The sequence below is a fragment of the Streptomyces sp. NPDC006296 genome (genome assembly GCF_040613235.1).
In the GTDB taxonomy this organism is placed as follows: domain Bacteria; phylum Actinomycetota; class Actinomycetes; order Streptomycetales; family Streptomycetaceae; genus Streptomyces.
This window is the reverse complement of record NZ_JBEXRT010000044.1, coordinates 1-20,093: the sequence shown is the minus strand read 5'-3', so window position 1 is coordinate 20,093 and position 20,093 is coordinate 1. Positions and strand designations below refer to the sequence as shown.

General features: G+C 70.7%; 13 protein-coding genes and 1 tRNA gene. 2 read left to right on the top strand and 12 right to left on the bottom strand.

From position 1 onward, the window contains the following. Positions 1–19: 19 nt before the first annotated feature. A complete protein-coding gene (locus ABZ172_RS25260) occupies positions 20–826 on the top strand; it encodes a DNA-formamidopyrimidine glycosylase family protein (RefSeq protein ID WP_356886735.1) in 807 nt (268 codons plus the stop codon). Positions 827–876: 50 nt separating this feature from the next. Here the strand turns inward: ABZ172_RS25260 and ABZ172_RS25255 are convergent, their stop codons facing one another. The 11 genes from ABZ172_RS25255 to ABZ172_RS25205 all read right to left on the bottom strand — a co-directional run bounded on the left by ABZ172_RS25255 (position 877) and on the right by ABZ172_RS25205 (position 16,477). Next, positions 877–1,095, bottom strand: a complete 219-nt coding sequence (locus tag ABZ172_RS25255; protein ID WP_356886733.1) for a hypothetical protein — start codon at positions 1,093–1,095, stop codon at positions 877–879. Positions 1,096–1,610: 515 nt separating this feature from the next. After that, positions 1,611–1,784: a CsbD family protein gene (locus ABZ172_RS25250; protein WP_356886791.1), complete on the bottom strand. Its 174-nt coding sequence runs from the start codon at positions 1,782–1,784 to the stop codon at positions 1,611–1,613. A 235-nt stretch (positions 1,785–2,019) separates the two neighbouring features. Further along, complete coding sequence (locus ABZ172_RS25245) at positions 2,020–2,490, bottom strand: DNA starvation/stationary phase protection protein (protein ID WP_356886731.1); 471 nt, start codon at positions 2,488–2,490, stop codon at positions 2,020–2,022. A gap of 252 nt (positions 2,491–2,742) precedes the next feature. After that, positions 2,743–3,126: a helix-turn-helix transcriptional regulator gene (locus tag ABZ172_RS25240; protein WP_356886729.1), complete on the bottom strand. Its 384-nt coding sequence runs from the start codon at positions 3,124–3,126 to the stop codon at positions 2,743–2,745. Positions 3,127–3,235: 109 nt separating this feature from the next. Next, entirely contained in the window at positions 3,236–3,748 is a 513-nt protein-coding gene (locus ABZ172_RS25235) for a nicotinamide-nucleotide amidohydrolase family protein (protein WP_356886727.1), read from the bottom strand. Then, on the bottom strand, positions 3,745–4,587 hold the full coding sequence (pgsA, locus tag ABZ172_RS25230; protein ID WP_356886725.1) for a CDP-diacylglycerol--glycerol-3-phosphate 3-phosphatidyltransferase: 843 nt from the start codon (positions 4,585–4,587) through the stop codon (positions 3,745–3,747). Before pgsA ends, ABZ172_RS25235 begins: the two co-directional genes overlap by 4 nt. Beyond that, a complete protein-coding gene (gene rimO / locus ABZ172_RS25225) occupies positions 4,584–6,062 on the bottom strand; it encodes a 30S ribosomal protein S12 methylthiotransferase RimO (RefSeq protein WP_356886723.1) in 1,479 nt (492 codons plus the stop codon). The genes pgsA and rimO overlap by 4 nt, the downstream gene beginning before the upstream one ends. 164 nt (positions 6,063–6,226) lie before the next feature. Then, positions 6,227–7,024, bottom strand: coding sequence for a RodZ domain-containing protein (locus ABZ172_RS25220; RefSeq protein ID WP_356886721.1), 798 nt, complete (start codon positions 7,022–7,024; stop codon positions 6,227–6,229). Positions 7,025–7,237: 213 nt separating this feature from the next. Next, positions 7,238–10,012, bottom strand: coding sequence for a DNA translocase FtsK (locus tag ABZ172_RS25215; RefSeq protein WP_356886719.1), 2,775 nt, complete (start codon positions 10,010–10,012; stop codon positions 7,238–7,240). Positions 10,013–10,122: 110 nt separating this feature from the next. Beyond that, positions 10,123–10,803 (bottom strand): response regulator, encoded by a 681-nt coding sequence (locus tag ABZ172_RS25210; RefSeq protein WP_356886717.1) that lies wholly within the window; start codon positions 10,801–10,803, stop codon positions 10,123–10,125. A 244-nt stretch (positions 10,804–11,047) separates the two neighbouring features. Next, positions 11,048–16,477 carry a HAMP domain-containing protein gene (locus ABZ172_RS25205; protein ID WP_356886715.1) on the bottom strand — a complete coding sequence of 1,810 codons (5,430 nt, stop codon included), beginning with the start codon at positions 16,475–16,477 and terminating at the stop codon, positions 11,048–11,050. Positions 16,478–16,888: 411 nt separating this feature from the next. Between ABZ172_RS25205 and ABZ172_RS25200 the strand changes: the two genes are divergently transcribed. Beyond that, a complete protein-coding gene (locus ABZ172_RS25200) occupies positions 16,889–19,504 on the top strand; it encodes a SpoIIE family protein phosphatase (protein ID WP_356886713.1) in 2,616 nt (871 codons plus the stop codon). 151 nt (positions 19,505–19,655) lie between these two features. Here the strand turns inward: ABZ172_RS25200 and ABZ172_RS25195 are convergent. Then, positions 19,656–19,728, bottom strand: a tRNA-Thr gene (locus ABZ172_RS25195). Positions 19,729–20,093 lie beyond the last annotated feature (365 nt).

Sequence of the window (20,093 nt, the reverse complement as noted above, 5' to 3'; positions counted from 1 at the left end):
GGCCGCGCATGATGGACGCATGCCCGAAGGTGACACCGTCCTGCAGACCGCCCGGCGTCTCGACTCCGCGCTCGGCGGAGGCTTGCTGACCGTGTCCGATCTGCGGGTCCCCAGATTCGCCACGGCCGACCTGACCGGCCGGACGGTGCTGGACGCCACGGCGCGCGGCAAGCATCTGCTCACCCGGTTCGAGGGGGGTCTCACCCTCCACAGCCATCTGCGCATGGAGGGCGCCTGGCGCGTGTTCGACCAGGGTGAGCGCTGGCGGGGTGGAGCCGCCCACCAGATCCGTGCCGTGCTCGCCACGGCGGAGCACACCGCCGTCGGTTACCGGCTCCCCGTCCTGGAGCTGCTCCGTACGGAGGACGAGGAGCAGGTCGTCGGCCATCTGGGCCCCGACCTGCTGGGGCCGGACTGGGATCCGGACACCGCGCTGCGCAATCTGCTCTCCGACCCCGCACGCCGGGTCGGGGACGCGCTCCTCGACCAGCGGAATCTGGCGGGCATCGGCAACGTCTACATGTGCGAGCTCTGCTTCATGGCCCGGGCGACGCCCTGGCTCCCGGTCGGTGAACTCCCCCCGGCCATCGCCACCCGCCTGGTCAGCACGGCCAAGCAGCTCCTGGAGGCCAACCGCGACCGCTCGGTGCGGACCACGACCGGGGCCACCGCCGTCATGTCCCGCAGGTTTCCCCGGGAGCGCCTCTTCGTCTACGGCCGGCTCGGGCGCCCCTGTCTGCGGTGCCGCACCCCCGTCCGCAAGGTGGTCCACGACACCCGCCCCACCTACTGGTGCCCGCACTGCCAGTCGGGTCCCACGGGCTGAGCGCGGCTACGGCGTCCCGGACGCCGGCATCGCCCCCGTCCGTCGAGGGGCTACGGGGATATGTCCGTCCAGTGCGTCCCGGGGCCGCCGGCCCGCCGCTCCGGCCGCACCACGGCCGCCACGTGCACCGGCAGGAGGCTCAGCCCCCATCCTCCGGCCGCCACCGCGCCCTCGACCAGTCCGGTGTGTTCCGGTTCGACGAGCAGCCGCAGCACCGCCCACCACCACAGGCCGCCGAGGACGAGCGCCGGCACCCCTCGCCGCACCATGGCTGCCTCCTCCGGCCGATGCCGTGGCCTCTCGGTTGGACGATCGCGGACCGGGTGACCCCGGCACCGCTCCCTCGTACAGCCTGATCCCGACGCGGGAGCGCCGTACGGAACGCGCTCCCGCAGGGAGGGCGCATCGGTGCACCACCGGCGTGAGCAGAAGGGGCGACGCGCCCCTCGGGGTCAAGGAGGACGCCACCTTTCGGGGGTGTCTGCGGGCCGGGGGCGAGCCCGGCCCTCTCCCGCAGTTTCTCCCGGCCGGACGCCGACTGCATCCCGCGACCGCGGACCCGACCCCGGCCCCGTGCACCGGTCCGGCCCCGGCCCGCCCCGCCGAAGGGCCCCGCCAGAGCCCGGCCACAGCGCGCGGGCCGACCGGCCACCCGGCCACGGATCCGCTCGCGTCCCCGGGGCGCCCTGGGGTGGCTCCGGGATACCCCAGGACAGACCGGTGCCCCCGGGACCGGAGTCCGCGGGGGCACGCGCCGACCACCCACCTCAGGTGGGTGAGGCCGTCACTTCTTGTCGTCGTCGAGGGAGTCCTTGACGCCCTTGGCACGGTCGCCGACGGCGCCCAGGGCACCTTCTGCCTTGGCCTTGGTCTGGTCGGTCTTGCCCTCGGCCTCCATGCGGCGGTCGCCGGTGAGCTTGCCTGCCGCCTCCTTGGCCTTGCCCTTGAGCTTGTCCATGGCCTTCTTGTCCGTCACTGTCGGTCCTTCCTCGCGTTCGGTTCAGGCGCTTTCGGCCTGGAACATCGTGGGGATGTCGTTCCGCCGGTCCGGGGCGATGCCGTGTTCCGGAATTCTTCCGCCAGGAACACAGGCTCCGGAGGCTCTCCGTACGGCCGGGGCCTCCGGGGAGCCGTCGGCAGGCGTCAGACGACCTGTTTGTCCCGGTCGCTCCTCGCCCGCCTGCCGCGCGTGCTCACGCCGATTCGGCCTGGAACATCCAGGCGTGCTTCTCCAGATCCGCGGTGAGCGTGATCAGGATGTCCTGGCTGACGGGGTCCGGCGAATCGGTCGCCTCGATCCGCTCCCGCATGCGGTCGACGACCACACGGAGGGCGTCGACGAGCACGCGTACCGCGTCCACGTCCTTGATCCAGCCGTCCGGCACGGAATCGATCGCGGTGGTCCTGGCGAGCGTGCGGGACCGGCCGTCGGGGTTAACTCCGACCGCAGAGGCCCTCTCGGCGACGATGTCCGAGTGCTGGCGCGCCGTGTCGACTACCTCGTCGAGCTGGAGGTGCACCGACCGGAAGCGCGGGCCGACCACGTTCCAGTGGACCTGCTTGGCGACCAGCGAGAGGTCCACCAGGTCCACCAGCGCCCCTTGCAGGGCGTCCCCCACGACCTTGCGGTCACCGTCGGACAGGGCGCTCTTCACGACAGACATGCACTTCTCCGTTCAGGTGGCTCTTCGACTGACCCCTTTGTCCACCATGTCACATGTGACACAAAACGGTCATCCGGGCGGCTGTCCCGCAGAACCGGCCGCCGGGCTCACCACGCGCCTGCCCCGCCGGACGGCCTCCACACACCCGGCACACGAAACCCACCCGGGAGGTGGACCGCGTACGCGTACGCGAAAGCCCCGGCCGGCCCACGAGGGGCCGGCCGGGGCTTTCGTTCACCACGAACCGTGCGGTCAGGCGGCGACGACATCCACCGCTTCCGCGGGCGCCTTGATGGTCACCCGCCCCGTCGGTACGCCGGAGACCGACGCGACGGAGACGGAATTGAGCATCGACCGGACTGGTACAGGCACCGCATCACTGGCTGCTGCCGACTCGGCCAGCTCGGCCAGCGACAGTTCGTCGCTCACTTCACGCATGAGCTCGGACATCCGTACGTCCAGCGCGTCGCAAATGGCGGAGAGCAGTTCGGAGGATGCCTCCTTCTGCCCCCGCTCCACCTCGGAGAGATAGCCGAGCGAGACTCGGGCGGACGAGGAGACTTCGCGCAGAGTACGGCCTTGGCGCTGGCGCTGCCGACGCAGCACGTCACCAAGCAGGCGACGGAGCAGAATCATCGGTGGCTCCCTCCTCGGACCGCGTAGCCGCATCCTTCACGCCCCACCGTACCGCCTCGCGCTGCGGCCGTGCGGGGAGCGATGTCGTGTTCACTCAGGGCTGCAAACATCAAATCTCCCCGTTCTGTTCCGTATCCTGTGCCCGCGCGGCCTCGCCGAGTTCGCCGGAGAGCAGTTCGAGCAGACTCCTCACGCTCTCCTGACGAATGTCCGCCCGTCCACCGTTCAACCTCAATTCGGCGACCCGGCTCGCTCCGTCCGGCCCCGAGACGGCCACGAAGACCGTGCCGACGGCCTTGCCGTCCTGGGGCTCCGGGCCCGCCACCCCGGTGGTGGAGACGCCCCAGTCGGCGCCGAGCACCCGGCGCACGCCGGCGGCCATGGACCGGGCGACGGTGGGATCCACCGCTCCGCGTTCGTCCAGAAGTGTGCCGTCGACCCCCAGCACCTCCCGCTTCAGGGAGGTGGCATAGGCCGTGACGGACCCGCGGAAGGAGTGCGAGGCACCGGGTACGCCGGTCAGCTCGGCGGCCACCAGACCGCCGGTGAGGGACTCCGCGACCGCGAGGGTCTCGCCGCGCTCCCGGAGCTTCCGCAGCACCTCAGCCGCGGCGGAGGTCACCGCTCCGCCTCCGTGGCACCCCGGGCACCGGCCACGCGCTCCCCGGCCGGCTTCCCGCGGGGCCCCGCCACCGGCTCGACGACCGGCTCCGCGACACCCTCGGCCGCTCCGTGCACGTCCTGCGCGGCGCACCGCCCCGGGCCGGCGCCCTCCACGTCCGCGGCCGCGGCGACGGCCTCCATGGCCGCCGCCCGCTCCGCCGCGATCCCGCGACGGCGCAGGACGAAGGCCTGGCGTACGTAGTCGAGGCCGGTGACGACGGTCAGCACGACGGCGGCCATCATCACCCAGAAGCGCAGGGTGGCCAGGGGGCCCGTCAGGACCAGGACGTACATGCCGACGGCGATGCCCTGGGCCAGGGTCTTGACCTTGCCGCCCCGGCTGGCGGGGATCACCGAGAGCCGGATGACCCAGAAGCGCATGAGGGTGATCCCGAGCTCGCGGAAGAGGATCACCCCGGTGATCCACCAGGGCAGGTCCCCCAGCCAGGACAGGCAGACGAGGGCGGCACCCATGATCGCCTTGTCCGCGATCGGGTCGGCGATCTTCCCGAAATCGGTGACCAGGTTGTACGTCCGCGCCAGATGGCCGTCGAACACGTCGGTGATCATCGCGACGGCGAAGGCCGCCCAGGCGAACGCCCGCCAGACGGGATCGCCACCGCCGTCGTACAGGAGCAGCATCACGAAGCCCGGGACGAGCAGGAGCCGCATCATCGTGAGGATGTTCGCGATGTTCCACAGGCCGGCCTGGTTGACGGCCGCCGCGCCCAGCTTGCCGCCGCGGGGCGCCGGCGTCGCGCCGGAGCCGCCTGCCGCGGATGCCGGGAGTCCCGTCATCTGGCTGCCTCCGCAAGCTCGTGGTGTTCGGCCACGAGGTCCACTCCCTCGGTGCCCACTGCCTTCGCTTCGACCATACGGCCCGGCACGAGCCCCTCGCGTGTGGTGAAGACGACCTGGCCGTCCGTTTCCGGCGCCTGGTGGGCCGCCCGGCCCACCGCCACCGGACCGTCCTCCTCGTCCTCGACGGACTCCACGAGGACCTGGAGGGTCTCGCCGACGCGCTCCTCGGCCCGCTGCGAGGTCAGTTCCTCGGCCAGCTGCGAGATGTGTGCGAGCCGCTCGGCGATGACGTCGGCGTCCAGCTTGTTCTCGTATCCGACCGCCTCGGTGCCGTCCTCGTCGGAGTAGCCGAAGACCCCGATGGCGTCCAGCCGCGCCCCGGTGAGGAAGCGTTCCAGCTCCACCACGTCGGCCTCCGTCTCACCGGGGAAGCCGACGATGAAGTTCGACCGGGCACCGGCCTGCGGTGCCTTCGACCGAATGGTGTCCAGGAGCTCCAGGAAGCGGTCGGTGTCGCCGAAGCGGCGCATCGAGCGCAGCACCTTGGGAGCGGAGTGCTGGAAGGACAGGTCGAAGTACGGGGCGACCTTGGGCGTCGAGGTGAGCACGTCGATCAGTCCGGGCCGCATCTCGGCGGGCTGGAGGTAGCTGACGCGGATCCGCTCGATCCCGTCGACGTCGGCGAGCTCGGGCAGCAGGGTCTCCAGGAGCCTGATGTCCCCGAGGTCCTTGCCGTAGGAGGTGTTGTTCTCGGAGACGAGCATGACCTCCTTGACGCCCTGCTCGGCGAGCCAGCGCGTCTCCCCCAGGACGTCCGAGGGGCGCCGGGACACGAAGGAGCCGCGGAAGGAGGGGATGGCGCAGAAGGAGCAGCGGCGGTCGCAGCCGGAGGCGAGCTTCACCGAGGCGACCGGGCTGGTGCCCAGCCTGCGGCGCAGCGGTGCCCGCGGCCCGGAGACCGGAGCGATTCCCTCCGGCAGGTCCGCGGGGGCCGGCGCGATCTCCTGGGCGTGGCCGGGCAGCGCCACGGCGGCGTCCTGCCGCTCGGCCGGGCTGATCGGCAGCAGCTTGCGCCGGTCGCGCGGGGTGTGGGAGGCGTGGATGCCTCCGTTGAGGATGGTCTGCAGGCGGTCGGAGATGTCGGCATAGTCGTCGAATCCGAGGACACCGTCCGCTTCCGGCAGTGCCTCGGCGAGGTCCTTGCCGTAGCGCTCGGCCATGCAGCCGACGGCCACGACGGCCTGGGTTCTGCCGTGATCCTTCAGATCGTTGGCTTCGAGGAGGGCGTCGACGGAGTCCTTCTTGGCGGCTTCGACGAACCCACAGGTGTTGACGACGGCGACATCCGCGTCGGTGGCGTTCTCGACGAGGTCCCAGCCGTCCGCTGCCAAGCGGCCTGCGAGCTCCTCCGAGTCCACCTCGTTACGGGCGCAGCCAAGAGTGACAAGGGCGACGGTACGGCGTTCGGGCATGGGCTCAAGACTACTTTGTCCCGGCGCTCGCCCTGCAGAGCAGGGTTCACCGCTACGCGGAGTCACCGGAGGGCCGCCTTGACCGGGGAAAAGGCGGGACACGACGACGGTGTGTGTCCGGCACGACTGCCGGGCACACACCGTCGAAGAGGGGCGGGGAGAGGTCAGCCGACCTCGGGGTCGCCCTTGGTGTAGGAGAGCCGTTCGACCTGTCCGGGCTCGAACTCGTCGTCGACCTTCTTGCCGTTCACGAAGAGGTCGATCGCCCCGGCGTCGCCGAGCACGAGGTCGACCCGCTCCTTGTCCTGGAAGGTCTTGGAGTCGCCCTGGTTGAGCAGACCGTCGAAGAGCAGCCGCCCGTTGTGGTCCTTGGCGGAGATCCAGCTCTTGCCCTGGGCGGCGCTCAGCCGGACCGTCACCTTGTCCCGCGGGGCTGCGGCAATGACGCTCTCGGAGGGAGCCGGCTTGGGATCGGCGGGCTTGGTCGTGGCGGGCGGGGTCGTCTTGTCCGGCGTGGAGCCTTCGGCGACCTGGGCCGAGCCCGACCCCTCGTCCTCACCGTTGAAGAGCGTGAAGCCGACGAATCCGACCACGGCGACGATCGCCGCGACCATGGCCGCGGTCCAGTTGGGCCGACGGGGTTCCGAACGGATCCGCTCGGCCTCGAACAGCGGTGCCGCCGGGGTCGGAGCGGGACGGCCGCCGTGCTCGGCGTCGAACTCCGCGATCAGCGGATCGGGGTCGAGCCGGACGGCGTGGGCGAGCATGCGGATATGGCCGCGGGCGTACACGTCGCCGCCGCAGCGGGAGAAGTCGTCCTCCTCGATCGCGTGCACGATGGGGATGCGCACCCGGGTGGAGCTGCTGACTTCCTCGACCGTGAGGCCCGCGGTGATGCGGGCCTGCTGAAGCGCGCGACCGATCGAAGGCCGGTCTTCCTCTGGGGAGTTGCCGATGGACACGGGGGTGCCTTTCGAGCGTGAGCCACCTGCTGGATGTTCAGTCTAGGGGTGGTACGAAAGGGTGGGGCAACCGGGAGCGAGGACTTTGTACGCCATCGGGTTCGCCGGACGGCCCCTTGGGCAGGGCGGTGGGGGGAGCACCGGACGGATCGTCCCGCCGCTCCTCCCTCCAACTTGACGTACGACCGGGCGAAACGGTTGCGCGCAACACTCCTACGGAGCGGATTCCCCACGGATGACGGCCAACACTCCGTCGAGTTCGTCGGGTTTCACCATGACATCGCGCGCCTTGGATCCCTCGCTGGGACCCACGATGTTGCGTGACTCCATCAGGTCCATCAGCCGACCGGCCTTCGCGAAGCCGACCCGCAGCTTGCGCTGGAGCATGGACGTCGAGCCGAACTGGGTGGAGACGACCAGCTCGGCCGCCTGGCACAGCAGATCGAGGTCGTCGCCGATGTCCTCGTCGATCTCCTTCTTCTGCTTGGTGCCGGCCACCACGTCCTCGCGGAAGACCGGCGTCATCTGATCCTTGCAGTGCTGGACGACGGCCGCGACCTCGTCCTCGGTGACGAAGGCCCCCTGCATACGGGTCGGCTTGTTCGCCCCCATCGGCAGGAACAGACCGTCACCCTTTCCGATGAGCTTCTCGGCTCCGGGCTGGTCCAGGATGACCCGGCTGTCGGCGAGCGACGAAGTGGCGAAGGCGAGCCGGGACGGCACGTTGGCCTTGATCAGGCCCGTGACGACGTCGACCGAGGGGCGCTGCGTGGCGAGCACCAGGTGGATGCCGGCGGCGCGCGCCAACTGGGTGATGCGGACGATGGAGTCCTCGACGTCCCGCGGGGCCACCATCATGAGGTCCGCCAGCTCGTCGACGATGACCAGGAGGTACGGATAGGGCGAGAGCTCCCGCTCGCTGCCCTCGGGCGCCTTGGTCTTGCCGGTGCGGACCGCGTGGTTGAAGTCGTCGATGTGCCGGTAGCCGTAGGCCGCGAGGTCGTCGTAGCGCAGGTCCATCTCCCGCACGACCCACTGGAGCGCCTCGGCGGCCTTCTTCGGGTTGGTGATGATGGGGGTGATCAGGTGGGGGATGCCCTCGTAGGCGGTGAGCTCCACCCGCTTCGGGTCGACGAGCACCATCCGCACGTCCTCCGGTGTCGCCCGCACCATGATGGAGGTGATCAGGCAGTTGATGCAGGAGGACTTGCCGGATCCGGTCGCGCCCGCGACCAGGACGTGCGGCATCTTCGCCAGGTTGGCCATCTCGTAGCCGCCCTCGACGTTCTTGCCGAGCGCGACGAGCATGGGGTGCTCGTCCTCGGCCGCGTCGGCCAGACGCAGCACGTCGCCGAGGTTGACCATCTCCCGGTCCGAGTTGGGGATCTCGATACCGACCGCCGACTTGCCGGGGATCGGGGAGATGATCCGGACGTCCGGGCTGGCGACCGCGTAGGCGATGTTCTTGGTCAGGGCCGTGATCCGCTCGACCTTGACGGCGGGGCCGAGCTCGACCTCGTACCGGGTGACGGTCGGGCCCCGGGTGAAGCCGGTGACGGCGGCGTCGACCTTGAACTCCGTGAAGACGTTGGTCAGGGAGGCGACGACCGCGTCGTTGGCGGCACTCCGCGTCTTGCCGGGGCCTCCGCGCTCCAGCAGGTCCAGCGAGGGCAGCGAGTAGGTGATGTCGCCCGAGAGCTGGAGCTGCTCGGCGCGGGCGGGCAGCGGCTCGGACCGTTCCGGCGCCGGCTTCGTCAGGTCGGGGACGCCGCCGGAGTGCGAGCCGCTCCGCTCCTCGGCGTCGGCGGCCCCGGCCTTGCGGCCCGACCGCGCGCCGGGCACCGGGGTCGCGGTCCGCTCCCGTTCGGTGGCGGAGACGCCCTGGGTCAGATCGGCGACGACCGGCGACGGGGGCATTCCGTTGAGCACGGCCCCGTCGAGCGCGGCGGCGGCCGCCGCCGCGACGTCGACGGCATCCATGGAGCGGTTCATCGCGGGCTGTGCGGACGGCCTGCGGGGCCGGCGCCGCTTGGCCGGCGCGTCGTCCTCGGCCTGGTCCGGGTCGTGGAAGCCGTCGGCCTCCGCGAGCCGTCCCGGGGAGCGGCGGGAGCGCTCGGGCAGCGCGCCGCGCCACTGCTCCTCGTACCGCTCGTCGTCGGTGTCGTCCTCCTCGTCCGCCCCGTGCACCGGGTCGACGATGCCGAGCTTGACCCCCAGCTGACGCAGCCGCCGGGGGATGGCGTTGACCGGGGTCGCGGTGACGACGAGGAGCCCGAAGACGGTCAGCAGCAGGAGCAGCGGTACGGCGAGGACCTCGCCCATCATGAAGACGAGGGGCTGCGACGCGCCCCAGCCGATGAGCCCGCCCGCGTCCTGCAGGGCGCCGGCGCCGTCCTCACGGCCCGGCGACCCGCAGGCGATGTGGACCTGGCCGAGCACACCGATGACGAGCGCGGAGAGTCCGATGACGATACGGCCGTTGGCCTCGGGCTTCTCCGGATAGAGGATCAGCCGCACGGCCACGGCGCCCAGCAGTATCGGCACCAGCAGGTCGAGCCGGCCGAAGGCGCCGGTGACCAGCATCTCGACGAGGTCGCCGACGGGGCCCTTCAGATGGGACCAGGTGCCCGCCGCCACCACCAGGGCGAGACCGAGGAGGAGCAGGGCGAGGCCGTCCTTGCGGTGGGCCGGGTCAAGTCCCTTGGCACCGCGCCCTATGGAGCGGAGCACCGCCCCGACGCCGTGGGCGGTACCGAGCCACAGGGCTCGTACGAGCCGGTACACGCCCCCCGTGGGGGACGGCGCGGGCTTCGGCGCCGGTTTCCTCGCCGCCGCCTTCTTGGCGGGGGCCTTCCTGGCGGGTGCGGTCTTCTTCGCCGCAGCCTTCTTGGCGGGAGCGGCTTTCTTCGCCGGTCCCTGCGGACGGCCGGCACCCTTCGCGGTGCCCGCCGTGCCCAGGGAACCCTTGCCGGACGTACGTGAGGCCATGTGACTGAGGTTACCGGTGCCGACGCCGGTGGACACGTGTGCCCACGGCTTCACCCGTCCGTGTCGTCCTTGCGGGGACGCGGAACTGACGCGTGCTCAGTGCCCGATGATCAGCTCTGGGAGGGCACAGCGGCCGCGGAACCGCCCGTGCCCGGCTCCAGCGCGTCGAGCGCCCGGCGCAGACCGGTGAGCTTGCGTTCGAGGTGGGCGGCGGTGGCGACGGCCCCCGCGTCGGCGGACTCGTCGTCCAACTGCTTGGAGAGAGCCTCCGCCTGCTCCTCGACCGCGGCGAGCCGCGCCGACAGCTCGGCGAGCAGGCCGGCCGGTCCGCTCTCGTCGACGCCCCGGTGGGGGCCGCCCTCGAGCTGGAGCCTCAGCAGCGCCGCCTGTTCGCGCAGCTGGCAGTTCTTCATGTAGAGATCGACGAAGACCGAGACCTTGGCGCGCAGCACCCAGGGGTCGAAGGGCTTCGAGATGTAGTCCACCGCACCCGCCGCATAACCCCGGAAGGTGTGATGCGGGCCGTGGTTGATCGCGGTCAGGAAGATGATCGGGATGTCCCGGGTCCGCTCCCGCCGCTTGATGTGCGCAGCCGTCTCGAATCCGTCCATACCGGGCATCTGCACATCCAGCAGGATGACCGCGAAATCGTCCGTGAGCAGCGCCTTGAGCGCCTCCTCCCCTGACGATGCCCGGACCAGTGTCTGATCGAGCGCAGAGAGGATGGCCTCCAGCGCCAGCAGATTCTCCGGCCGGTCATCGACCAGGAGGATCTTGGCCTTCTGCACCATGGCCCGCCCTCCTCGCCCCGGAATCGCACCGGGTGCCGCCCCAGGGGACGACTCCGTTACGCCGTCCGTCCTTGTGCCGGTCATGGTAGCTGCACCCCGCCCGTCACCACACCCTGTCACCGCGATGTCACTGTGCACAGAGCGAAAACGCTGCCGCGGACCAGAAGGTTCCCCGGAAACCGCCCTTCACACCCCTCCGGGCACAGCCGGACGGCGGATCCCGGTGAACCGGTCCCCGGCCCCCTCACTCCGTGCGCATCCAATTCTCCATCACCGACAGCAGGTGGTCGGAGTCGACCGGCTTGGTGACGTAGTCGGAGGCCCCGCAGTCGATCGCCTTCTCACGGTCGCCCTTCATGGCCTTGGCGGTCAGCGCGACGATCGGCAGCCCCGCGAACTGCGGCATCCGGCGGATCGCCGTCGTCGTCGCGTAGCCGTCCATCTCCGGCATCATGATGTCCATCAGAACGATCGTCACGTCATCGTGCTGTTCCAGGACTTCGATGCCCTCCCGCCCGTTCTCCGCGTACAGCACCGACAGTCCGTGCTGCTCCAGCACGCTCGTGAGGGCGAAGACGTTGCGGATGTCGTCGTCGACGATCAGCACCTTCTCCCCGTGGAAGCGCGCCGCCCGGCGGTTCTCCGGCTGTTCGGGCGCGCTCTGCACCCACTCCTCCGGGGTCGCGGGCGCCTCCGCGGAGCTGCCGTTCGCCAGGGCGGGCCGCTGGGTGCCGGCGCCCAGGGCCTTGCGGCGGCGCCGGAACACCCCGGCCGAGTTGGCCGGGTCCCCGAGCGGCTGCTCGGTCGCGGCCCCCTGCGACGCCTCCAGGTGCAGGACGCCCTCGGACGGGCCCGAGGAGATTTCGGCCGGACCGGCACCCGCCTGCGGGTAGCCCTGCGGCGGCAGTTCACTCGGGTGCAGGGGCAGGTACAGCGTGAAGGTCGAGCCACGGCCCGGCTCGCTCGCCGCGTGGATCTCACCGCCCAGCAGACGGGCGATCTCCCGGCTGATGGAGAGCCCGAGGCCCGTCCCCCCGTACTTGCGGCTGGTCGTGCCGTCGGCCTGCTTGAACGCCTCGAAGATCACCAGCATCTTGCTGGACGCGATGCCGATCCCGGTGTCGGTGACCGAGAAGGCGATCAGGTCGCCGTCGGCGTCGCGCAGCGAGCCGGCCTCCAGCAGGTGCTCCCTGATGGCGTTCGGCACGTCCGGGCCGGCCGGCCTGATGACCAGTTCCACGGCCCCGGAGTCGGTGAACTTCACCGCGTTGGACAGCAGGTTGCGCAGCACCTGCAGGAGCCTCTGCTCGTCCGTGTGCAGGGTCGCGGGCAGCTCCGGGGACACCCGTACGGAGAAGTCGAGCCCCTTCTCCGCGGTGAGCGGACGGAAGGTCGCCTCCACGTAGTCGACCAGCTGCACCAGGGCGATCCGGGTCGGGCTGACGTCCATCTTGCCCGCCTCGACCTTGGACAGGTCCAGGATGTCGTTGATCAGCTGGAGCAGGTCGGAGCCCGCGCCGTGGATCGTCTCGGCGAACTCCACCTGCTTCGGCGAGAGGTTGCCCTCGGCGTTGTCCGCGAGCAGCTTGGCCAGGATGAGCAGCGAGTTGAGCGGTGTCCGCAGCTCGTGCGACATGTTCGCGAGGAACTCGGACTTGTAGCGCATCGAGACGGCGAGCTGCTCGGCCCGCTCCTCCAGGACCTGCCGCGCCTCCTCGATCTCGGTGTTCTTGACCTCGATGTCGCGGTTCTGCTGGGCCAGCAGCTCGGCCTTCTCCTCCAGTTCGGCGTTGGAGGCCTGCAGCGCCTTCTGCCGGTTCTCCAGCTCCTGCGAGCGGTCGCGCAGCTGCTCGGTGAGCTCCTGGGACTGTTCCAGGAGCTTCTCGGTCTTGGTGTTGACGCTGATGGTGTTGACGCTCGTGGCGATCATCTCGGCCAGCTGGTTGAGGAAGTCCCGCTGGATGTGCGTGAACGGCTGGAACGAGGCCAGCTCGATGACGCCGAGCACCTGGCCCTCGAAGAGCACCGGCAGCACGATCACGTGCGCGGGCGGTGCCTCGCCGAGTCCGGAGGAGATCTTCAGGTACCCCGGCGGCACGTTGTCCACCTGGATCGTCCGCTTCTCCTCGGCGGCCGTGCCGATGAGCGTCTCCCCCGGCCGGAACGAGGTGGGCATGGAGCCCGCCGAGTATCCGTAACTGCCGCGCATGCGGAGCTCGTACGAGCTGTCCTTGCCGCCCTCACCGAGCTCGCGCCCGTCCCCCGTGGTCATGGCGAGGAAGAACGCGCCGTGCTGGGCGGAGACCACCGGCGTCAGCTCGCTCATGATCAGCGAGGCGACGTCGTCGAGGTCGCGGCGGCCCTGCATCAGGCCGGAGATCCTGGCGAGGTTGCCCTTGAGCCAGTCCTGCTCCTTGTTGGCCAGCGTGGTGTCGCGCAGGTTGGCGATCATGGTGTTGATGTTGTCCTGCAGCACCTGGATCTCGCCGGCCGCGTCGACGTCGATCTTGAGGTTGAGATCGCCGCGGGTCACCGCGGTGGCGACGGCCGCGATGGCGCGCACCTGACGGGTCAGGTTCCCGGCCATCTCGTTCACCGACTCGGTGAGGTCGCGCCAGGTCCCGTCCACGTCCCGCACCCGGGCCTGGCCGCCCAGCTGCCCCTCGGTACCCACCTCGCGGGCCACCCGGGTCACCTGTTCGGCGAAGGAGGAGAGCTGGTCGACCATCGTGTTGATGGTGTTCTTCAGCTCCTGGATCTCACCGCGCGCGTCGATGTCGATCTTCTTGGTGAGATCGCCCTTGGCGATGGCCGTGGTGACCGTGGCGATCTGCCGGACCTGACCGGTCAGGTTCGACGCCATCGAGTTCACCGACTCGGTGAGGTCCTTCCAGGTCCCCGAGACGCCCGGCACGCGCGCCTGCCCCCCGAGCTCGCCCTCGGTGCCCACCTCGCGGGCGACCCGGGTCACCTCGTCGGCGAACGAGGACAGGGTCGTCACCATCGTGTTGACCGTGTCGGCGAGCTCGGCGACCTCGCCGCGCGCCTCGACCGTCACCTTCTTCGTCAGGTCCCCGTTGGCGACCGCGGAGGAGACCCGGGAGATGTTCCGCACCTGGCTGGTCAGGTTGTTGGCCATCAGGTTGACGTTCTCGCTGAGGTCCTTCCAGATGCCCGTGGCGCCCCGCACCCGCGCCTGGCCGCCGAGGATGCCCTCGGTCCCCACCTCGCGGGCGACCCGGGTCACCTCGTCACCGAAGTTCATCAGCTGGTCGACCATCGTGTTGACGGTCGTGACCAGTTCGAGGATCTCGCCCTTGGCGTCGACGGTGATCTTCTTGGAGAGGTCGCCCTTCGCGACCGCCGTGGTCACCTCGGCGATGTTGCGCACCTGGAGGGTCAGGTTGTTCGCCATGCCGTTGACGGACTGGGTGAGGTCCTTCCACGTACCGGAGACGCCCTGCACCTCCGCCTGGCCGCCGAGGATGCCCTCCGTGCCCACCTCGCGGGCGACCCGGGTGACCTGCTCCGCGAAGTTCGAGAGCTGGTCGACCATGGTGTTCAGGGTGTTCTTCAGCTCCAGGATCTCGCCCCGGGCGTCCACGTCGATCTTCTGCGACAGGTCGCCCCGCGCCACCGCCGTCGCGACCTGGGCGATGTTGCGGACCTGGGCGGTGAGGTTCCCCGCCATGCCGTTCACGGAGTCGGTGAGGTCACGCCACACCCCGGCGACGCCGGGCACCTGGGCCTGACCGCCCAGACGGCCGTCCGTGCCCACCTCGCGGGCGACCCGGGTCACCTGGTCGGCGAAGGCGGAGAGCTGGTCGACCATCGTGTTGATGGTGTTCTTCAGCTCCAGGATCTCGCCCCGGGCGTCCACGTCGATCTTCTGCGACAGGTCGCCCCGCGCCACCGCCGTGGTCACCTGGGCGATCTGACGCACCTGGGAGGTCAGGTTGCCGGCCATGAAGTTGACCGAGTCGGTGAGCTCCTTCCAGGTGCCGGAGACCCCGTCGACGCGTGCCTGGCCGCCCAGACGGCCCTCCGTGCCCACGTCGCGGGCCATCCGCGTCACCTGGTCGGCGAAGTTGGACAGCTGCGCCACCATCGTGTTGACGGTGTTCTTCAGCTCCAGCATCTCGCCGGCCACGTCGACCGTGACCTTCTGCGAGAGGTCGCCGTTGGCCACGGCCGTGGTGACCTGCGCGATGTCGCGCACCTGGCCGGTAAGGTTCCGGAAGGCGGTGTTCACCGAGTCGGTGAGGTCCTTCCACGTCCCGGCCGCCCCGGGTACCTCGGCCTGGCCGCCGAGGCGCCCCTCGACACCGACCTCACGCGCGACCCGGGTCACCTCGGAACCGAAGGCCTGGAGCTGGTCCACCATCGTGTTGACGGTGTTCTTCAGCTCCAGCATCTCGCCGGCCACGTCGACCGTGACCTTCTGGGTCATGTCACCGCTGGCCACCGCCGTGGTCACCTGGGCGATGTCCCGCACCTGCGTCGTCAGGTTCCGGAAGACCGTGTTGACCGAGTCGGTGAGGTCCTTCCAGGTGCCCGCGGCGCCCGGCACCTGGGCCTGGCCGCCGAGGAGCCCCTCGCCGCCGACCTCGCTCGCGACGCGCGTCACCTCGTCGGCGAAGGTGCGCAGGGTCTCGGTCATCTGGTTGATCGTCTCGGCGAGCTGCGCGACCTCGCCGCGGGCGCTCACCGTGACCTTCTGGGTCAGGTCGCCGTTCGCGACGGCCGTGGTCACCTCGGCGATGCCGCGCACCTGGGACGTCAGGTTCCCGGCCATGGTGTTGACGGAGTCGGTGAGGTCCTTCCAGACACCGGCGACCCCGGGCACGGTCGCCTGTCCGCCCAGCTCGCCCTCGGTACCCACCTCGCGCGCGACCCGGGTCACCTCGGAGGAGAACGAGGACAGCTGGTCCACCATCGTGTTGACGGTGTTCTTCAGCTGGAGCATCTCCCCGGCCACGTGGACGGTGACCTTCCGCGACAGGTCGCCCTTGGCCACGGCGGTCGTCACCAGGGCGATGTCGCGCACCTGCGCGGTGAGCCGGTAGGCCATGGTGTTCACGGAGTCCGTGAGGTCCTTCCAGGACCCGGACATGCCGCGGACCTGGGCCTGGCCGCCCAGCTTGCCCTCGGTGCCCACCTCGACGGCGACCCGCGTCACCTGCTCGGTGAACGCGGACAGCTGGTCGACGAGGTTGTTGACCGTGCGGGCGACCTTCAGGAACTCCCCGCGCAGCGGGCGCACGGTCTCGTCCACCGCGTGGGTGCGCAGCTCCATCCGCTGCTCCAGGTCACCGTCGGCGACCGCGGAGAGCACCCGCCCGACCTCGGACACGGGGCGCGCCAGGTCGTCGACGAGCTCGTTGGACGCGTCGATCGCGGCGGCCCAGGAGCCCTCGCAGGCGCCCGTCTCCAGCCGCTCGGTGAGTTTCCCCTCGCGCCCGACGACGCGCCGCACACGGGCCAGCTCACCCGTCAGGTGCAGATTGCGGTCGGCGACCTCGTTGAAGACCGCGGCGATCTCCGTGAGGACGCCGTCGCCGGAGACGGTGAGCCGCCTGCGGAAGTTGCCGTCACGCATCGCCACGAGGGCCGCGAGCAGTCTGTTGAGAGCTGCCGCGTCCACATCGACGGTTCCATTGCGCTGCTTTTTCACGGACTGCCCGCCTTTTGTGCGCGTTCCTGAACCCCGCGCCGCCACGCCAGACTCCACCGTGTCCCTCCCGCAGGGGTTGACCGTATCGCTCGGGCCGTTGTCGGAAGCTTGCCCACTTCCACTTTGGCTCACCGCCACAGCACACCGTCGACGGGTGACCGTGCGGTCGTCAAATCGTTGAAACGTACCAGGCCGGAACGGGAGGGCGGAGAAAGTCGCCCGGTCGTCCCATTTCCCTCACCGGGGCCCCCACAGTTGTGCGCCCGGCGCACGACCGGGGGCCCGGAGTCCACAAGTCTGCCCTCGTGTACCCGCGACACCCGGCGAGCGTCTAGCCTGGCAGGCGAATCGAAGCGGCGAGATACGGGCACAGGACTCGGGGAAGCGACGAGACACCATATGGGGAGTGCTGTGATCACCGCCCGCGCGGCTGCCACCTTCGATCCGGTCGGACGCTCGGTGGCGACCGCCCGCGCGTTCGTCCGGGACACCCTTCAGGGGTGGGGTTACACGGACGTCGTTGACGACGCCGTCGTTCTTACCAGTGAACTCGTGACCAACGCGGTCGTGCACGCGGGCACGGCAGCCGACGTGCTGTGCCTGCGCACCGAGGACGGGGTGCGCGTCGAGGTCGGGGACCACTATCCGGAGCGTGAGGTCCCGCTCCAGAGCTCGGGGCTGGACTTCGGCAGCCCGGACCGGGAGGGCGGGCGCGGCCTGCTGCTCTGCGCCGCTCTCGCCTCCCGCTGGGGCGTCGAGTACACGCCGACCCACAAACACGTCTGGTTCCAGCTCGACCTCCCGGAGCGCCCGGTGGGCATCCGGTCGGCGAGCCCGGTCCTGCCCACCGCCCTGCTGCCGGCGGCGGACCAGCGCGTGCGGGTGGCCGTCGTCCAGGTCGACGGCTCGGGCGGGATCGCCGCGTGGAACGACGACGCGTCGTTCCTCTTCGGGTACGCCGCGGAGAAGGTCGAAGGCAAGCAGTTCACGGACTTCGTGGCGTGGCCGCACACCCCGGGCACCTCGACGGGCATCGCCGACGCGCTGCGGCTCTCCCGCTGGGAGGGCAGCTACGGCCTCCGCGGCGCGGACGGCCGCACCATCCCCGTGTACGCCTCGCACCTCAGGGTCCGCGACGCCGACGGCGATCCGTCCACCGTCTGCCTCCTCGTCCGCGACTACGAGCGTGCCGTGCTCCAGACCCCGGCGCGCGCCCCCGTCTCCGACACTTCGGCCGAAAACCGCGCTGCGGACCCGTTCGAGATCTTCATCGGCTCCCCGGCCCCCGACGACCTCGACGGCCTGCTGCAGCGGACGGTCGAGCGGGCCCGCGACATGCTGGACGCCGACGCCGCCTTCCTGCTCCTGGCCACGGACGACGAGACGGAGCTGGAGGTCCGGGCGACCACCGGTCTCCCCTCGGCCCGCCAGCGCTTCGCCCGGGTTCCCGTGGAGGCCGGCACGGGCCGCTACGGCTCGGCCCGGATGCCCGCCGTGCACGAGGACCTCACCGTGGTGCCGGGTGCCGTGCCGCTGCTCAGCGACACCGGCATGCGCTCGGTCGTCACCGTGCCGCTGAAGGTGGAGGGCCGGCTGACCGGATCCCTCGGGGTCGCGGCGGAGGCGGCCGGGCGGTACTCCAACGAGGAGGCACTGCGCCTGCAGTTCGCCGCGGACCGCATCGCGCTGGCCGTCGAGTCGGCGCGGCTCGGCGAGCTGGAGCGTCTGCGGCGCGGCTCGCTGTCCTTCCTCGTCGAGGCGTCCGACCTGCTGGCCGGAACCCTGGACAGGGACCAGACGCTGGCGCTGATGGCGCAGATGACCGTACCGACGCTGGCGACCTGGTGCGCCGTGTACACCATCGCGGACCAGTCGTCGGAGCCGTACCTCTCCTACGTGCTGCACGAGGACGAGGAGCGCATCGACGGGCTGAAGGCGCTGCTGTCCTCCATCGACCCGCCGGATCCGGTGCCGGCCCCCGGCGCCCGGCTCTGGGCCGCGCCCACCGAGGCCGGTCACCAGGCGGCGCTGCGGACGTCCAAGCGCACCCTGAGCACGGACGCACCGCTGAGCATGGGGGCGGCCACCAGGACGACGCTGGCCACGGCGGTCGCCGTGGGGGGCGAGACCGTGGTGCTGCCCCTGGTGGCGAGGAACCGCGTGATCGGCATGCTCACGCTCGGCAAGCCGTCCGACGAGCATTTCCGCCAGGAGATCCTGGAGCTGGCCGAGGACCTGTCGCGACGGGCCGCGCTGGCTCTGGACAACGCCCGCCTCTATTCGGAACGCATGGCCATCAGCCAGTCGCTGCAGCGCAGTCTGCTGCCGCCCGGCCTCCCCGACGTGCCCAACGTCGAGATCGAGGTCATCTACCGGGCGGCGGGCGAGGGCAACGAGGTCGGCGGCGACTTCTACGACGTGTTCCCCATCCGGGACGGCGCCTACGGCTTCGCCATCGGGGACGTGTGCGGTACGGGCCCGGAGGCGGCGGCCGTCACGGGTCTGGCCCGCCACGCGCTGCGGCTGCTGGCCCGTGAGGGCTTCGGCGGACCGGCGGTGCTGGAGCGGCTGAACGCGGCCATCCTGGACGAGGGTGCGCGCAGCCGCTTCCTGACCCTGCTCTACGGGGAGTTGTGGCCCCAGGAGGACGGAAGCGCCCTGCTGAAGGTGGTCTGCGCGGGTCATCCCCTGCCGCTGCGTCTGCGCCAGGACGGTTCGGTGGAGGCGGCGGCCGAGCCGCAGCCGCTGCTGGGCGTCATCGAGGACCTCGACCTGTACGAGCAGGAGGTCACCCTGCAGCCGGGCGACGTGCTCCTGTGCGTGACCGACGGGGTCACCGAACGCCGCGAGGGCGCCCGCATGCTGGGGGACGACGGTCTCGCCGACGTCCTGGCCATGTGCACGGGTCTGACGGCCGGCGCGGTGGCGGGACGCATCCTGCGGGCGGTCGAGCGCTTCGCGGCGGAGCCGGCGTCCGACGACATGGCCATCCTGGCGATGCGGGTGCCGGAGCCGCAGAACTTCTGAGGGCTGTCCCACGGGCGGCCCGGCACCGGCCGGTGCGGCGGAGGGCTCTTCCGGAGCTCCCCGCCGCACTCCGGCCGCAGTGCGGGGCGCATGCTCCCCACCTGTACACGAAGAAGGCCCCCGCCATGTGGCGGGGGCCTTCTTCTTTACGAGCCCCAATGCGGAATCGAACCGCAGACCTTCTCCTTACCATGGAGACGCTCTACCGACTGAGCTATTGGGGCCTGTTGCTCTGTGGCAACGAGATAAAGCATACCCCGGACGAGGGGGTGCTCAGAACCATCCTGACGCGGGCATCCACCTGCTGCGACCTGCCGACGCCCGGTGCTCGGTGTGCCCGCCTGGACGCCTCCCGAGGATGCTGCCACCGCACACCTGGTGCCGAGTCGGGGCGAGGTCCGGCCAGTCCGCCCACGTCACCGAGGCCGGCCTGAGCCAGGGACGGGGCGACGAGCGGGTGCGTCCGGTGCGGGCCGAGGCGCCGGCACCTATCCGTCCCGGAACGCAGAAAAGCCCCGTGCCACAAGGGCACGGGGCTTTCCCGGAATAATTGTTCGGCGGCGTCCTACTCTCCCACAGGGTCCCCCCT

Coding starts and splice junctions, on each gene's coding strand:
- ABZ172_RS25255 (WP_356886733.1), bottom strand. CDS start 1,095: ATGGTGCGGCGAGGGGTGCCGGCGCTCGTCCTCGGCGGCCTGTGGTGG.
- ABZ172_RS25245 (WP_356886731.1), bottom strand. CDS start 2,490: ATGTCTGTCGTGAAGAGCGCCCTGTCCGACGGTGACCGCAAGGTCGTG.
- ABZ172_RS25215 (WP_356886719.1), bottom strand. CDS start 10,012: ATGGCCTCACGTACGTCCGGCAAGGGTTCCCTGGGCACGGCGGGCACC.
- ABZ172_RS25250 (WP_356886791.1), bottom strand. CDS start 1,784: ATGGACAAGCTCAAGGGCAAGGCCAAGGAGGCGGCAGGCAAGCTCACC.
- ABZ172_RS25210 (WP_356886717.1), bottom strand. CDS start 10,803: ATGGTGCAGAAGGCCAAGATCCTCCTGGTCGATGACCGGCCGGAGAAT.
- ABZ172_RS25260 (WP_356886735.1), top strand. CDS start 20: ATGCCCGAAGGTGACACCGTCCTGCAGACCGCCCGGCGTCTCGACTCC.
- ABZ172_RS25240 (WP_356886729.1), bottom strand. CDS start 3,126: ATGATTCTGCTCCGTCGCCTGCTTGGTGACGTGCTGCGTCGGCAGCGC.
- pgsA (WP_356886725.1), bottom strand. CDS start 4,587: ATGACGGGACTCCCGGCATCCGCGGCAGGCGGCTCCGGCGCGACGCCG.
- rimO (WP_356886723.1), bottom strand. CDS start 6,062: ATGCCCGAACGCCGTACCGTCGCCCTTGTCACTCTTGGCTGCGCCCGT.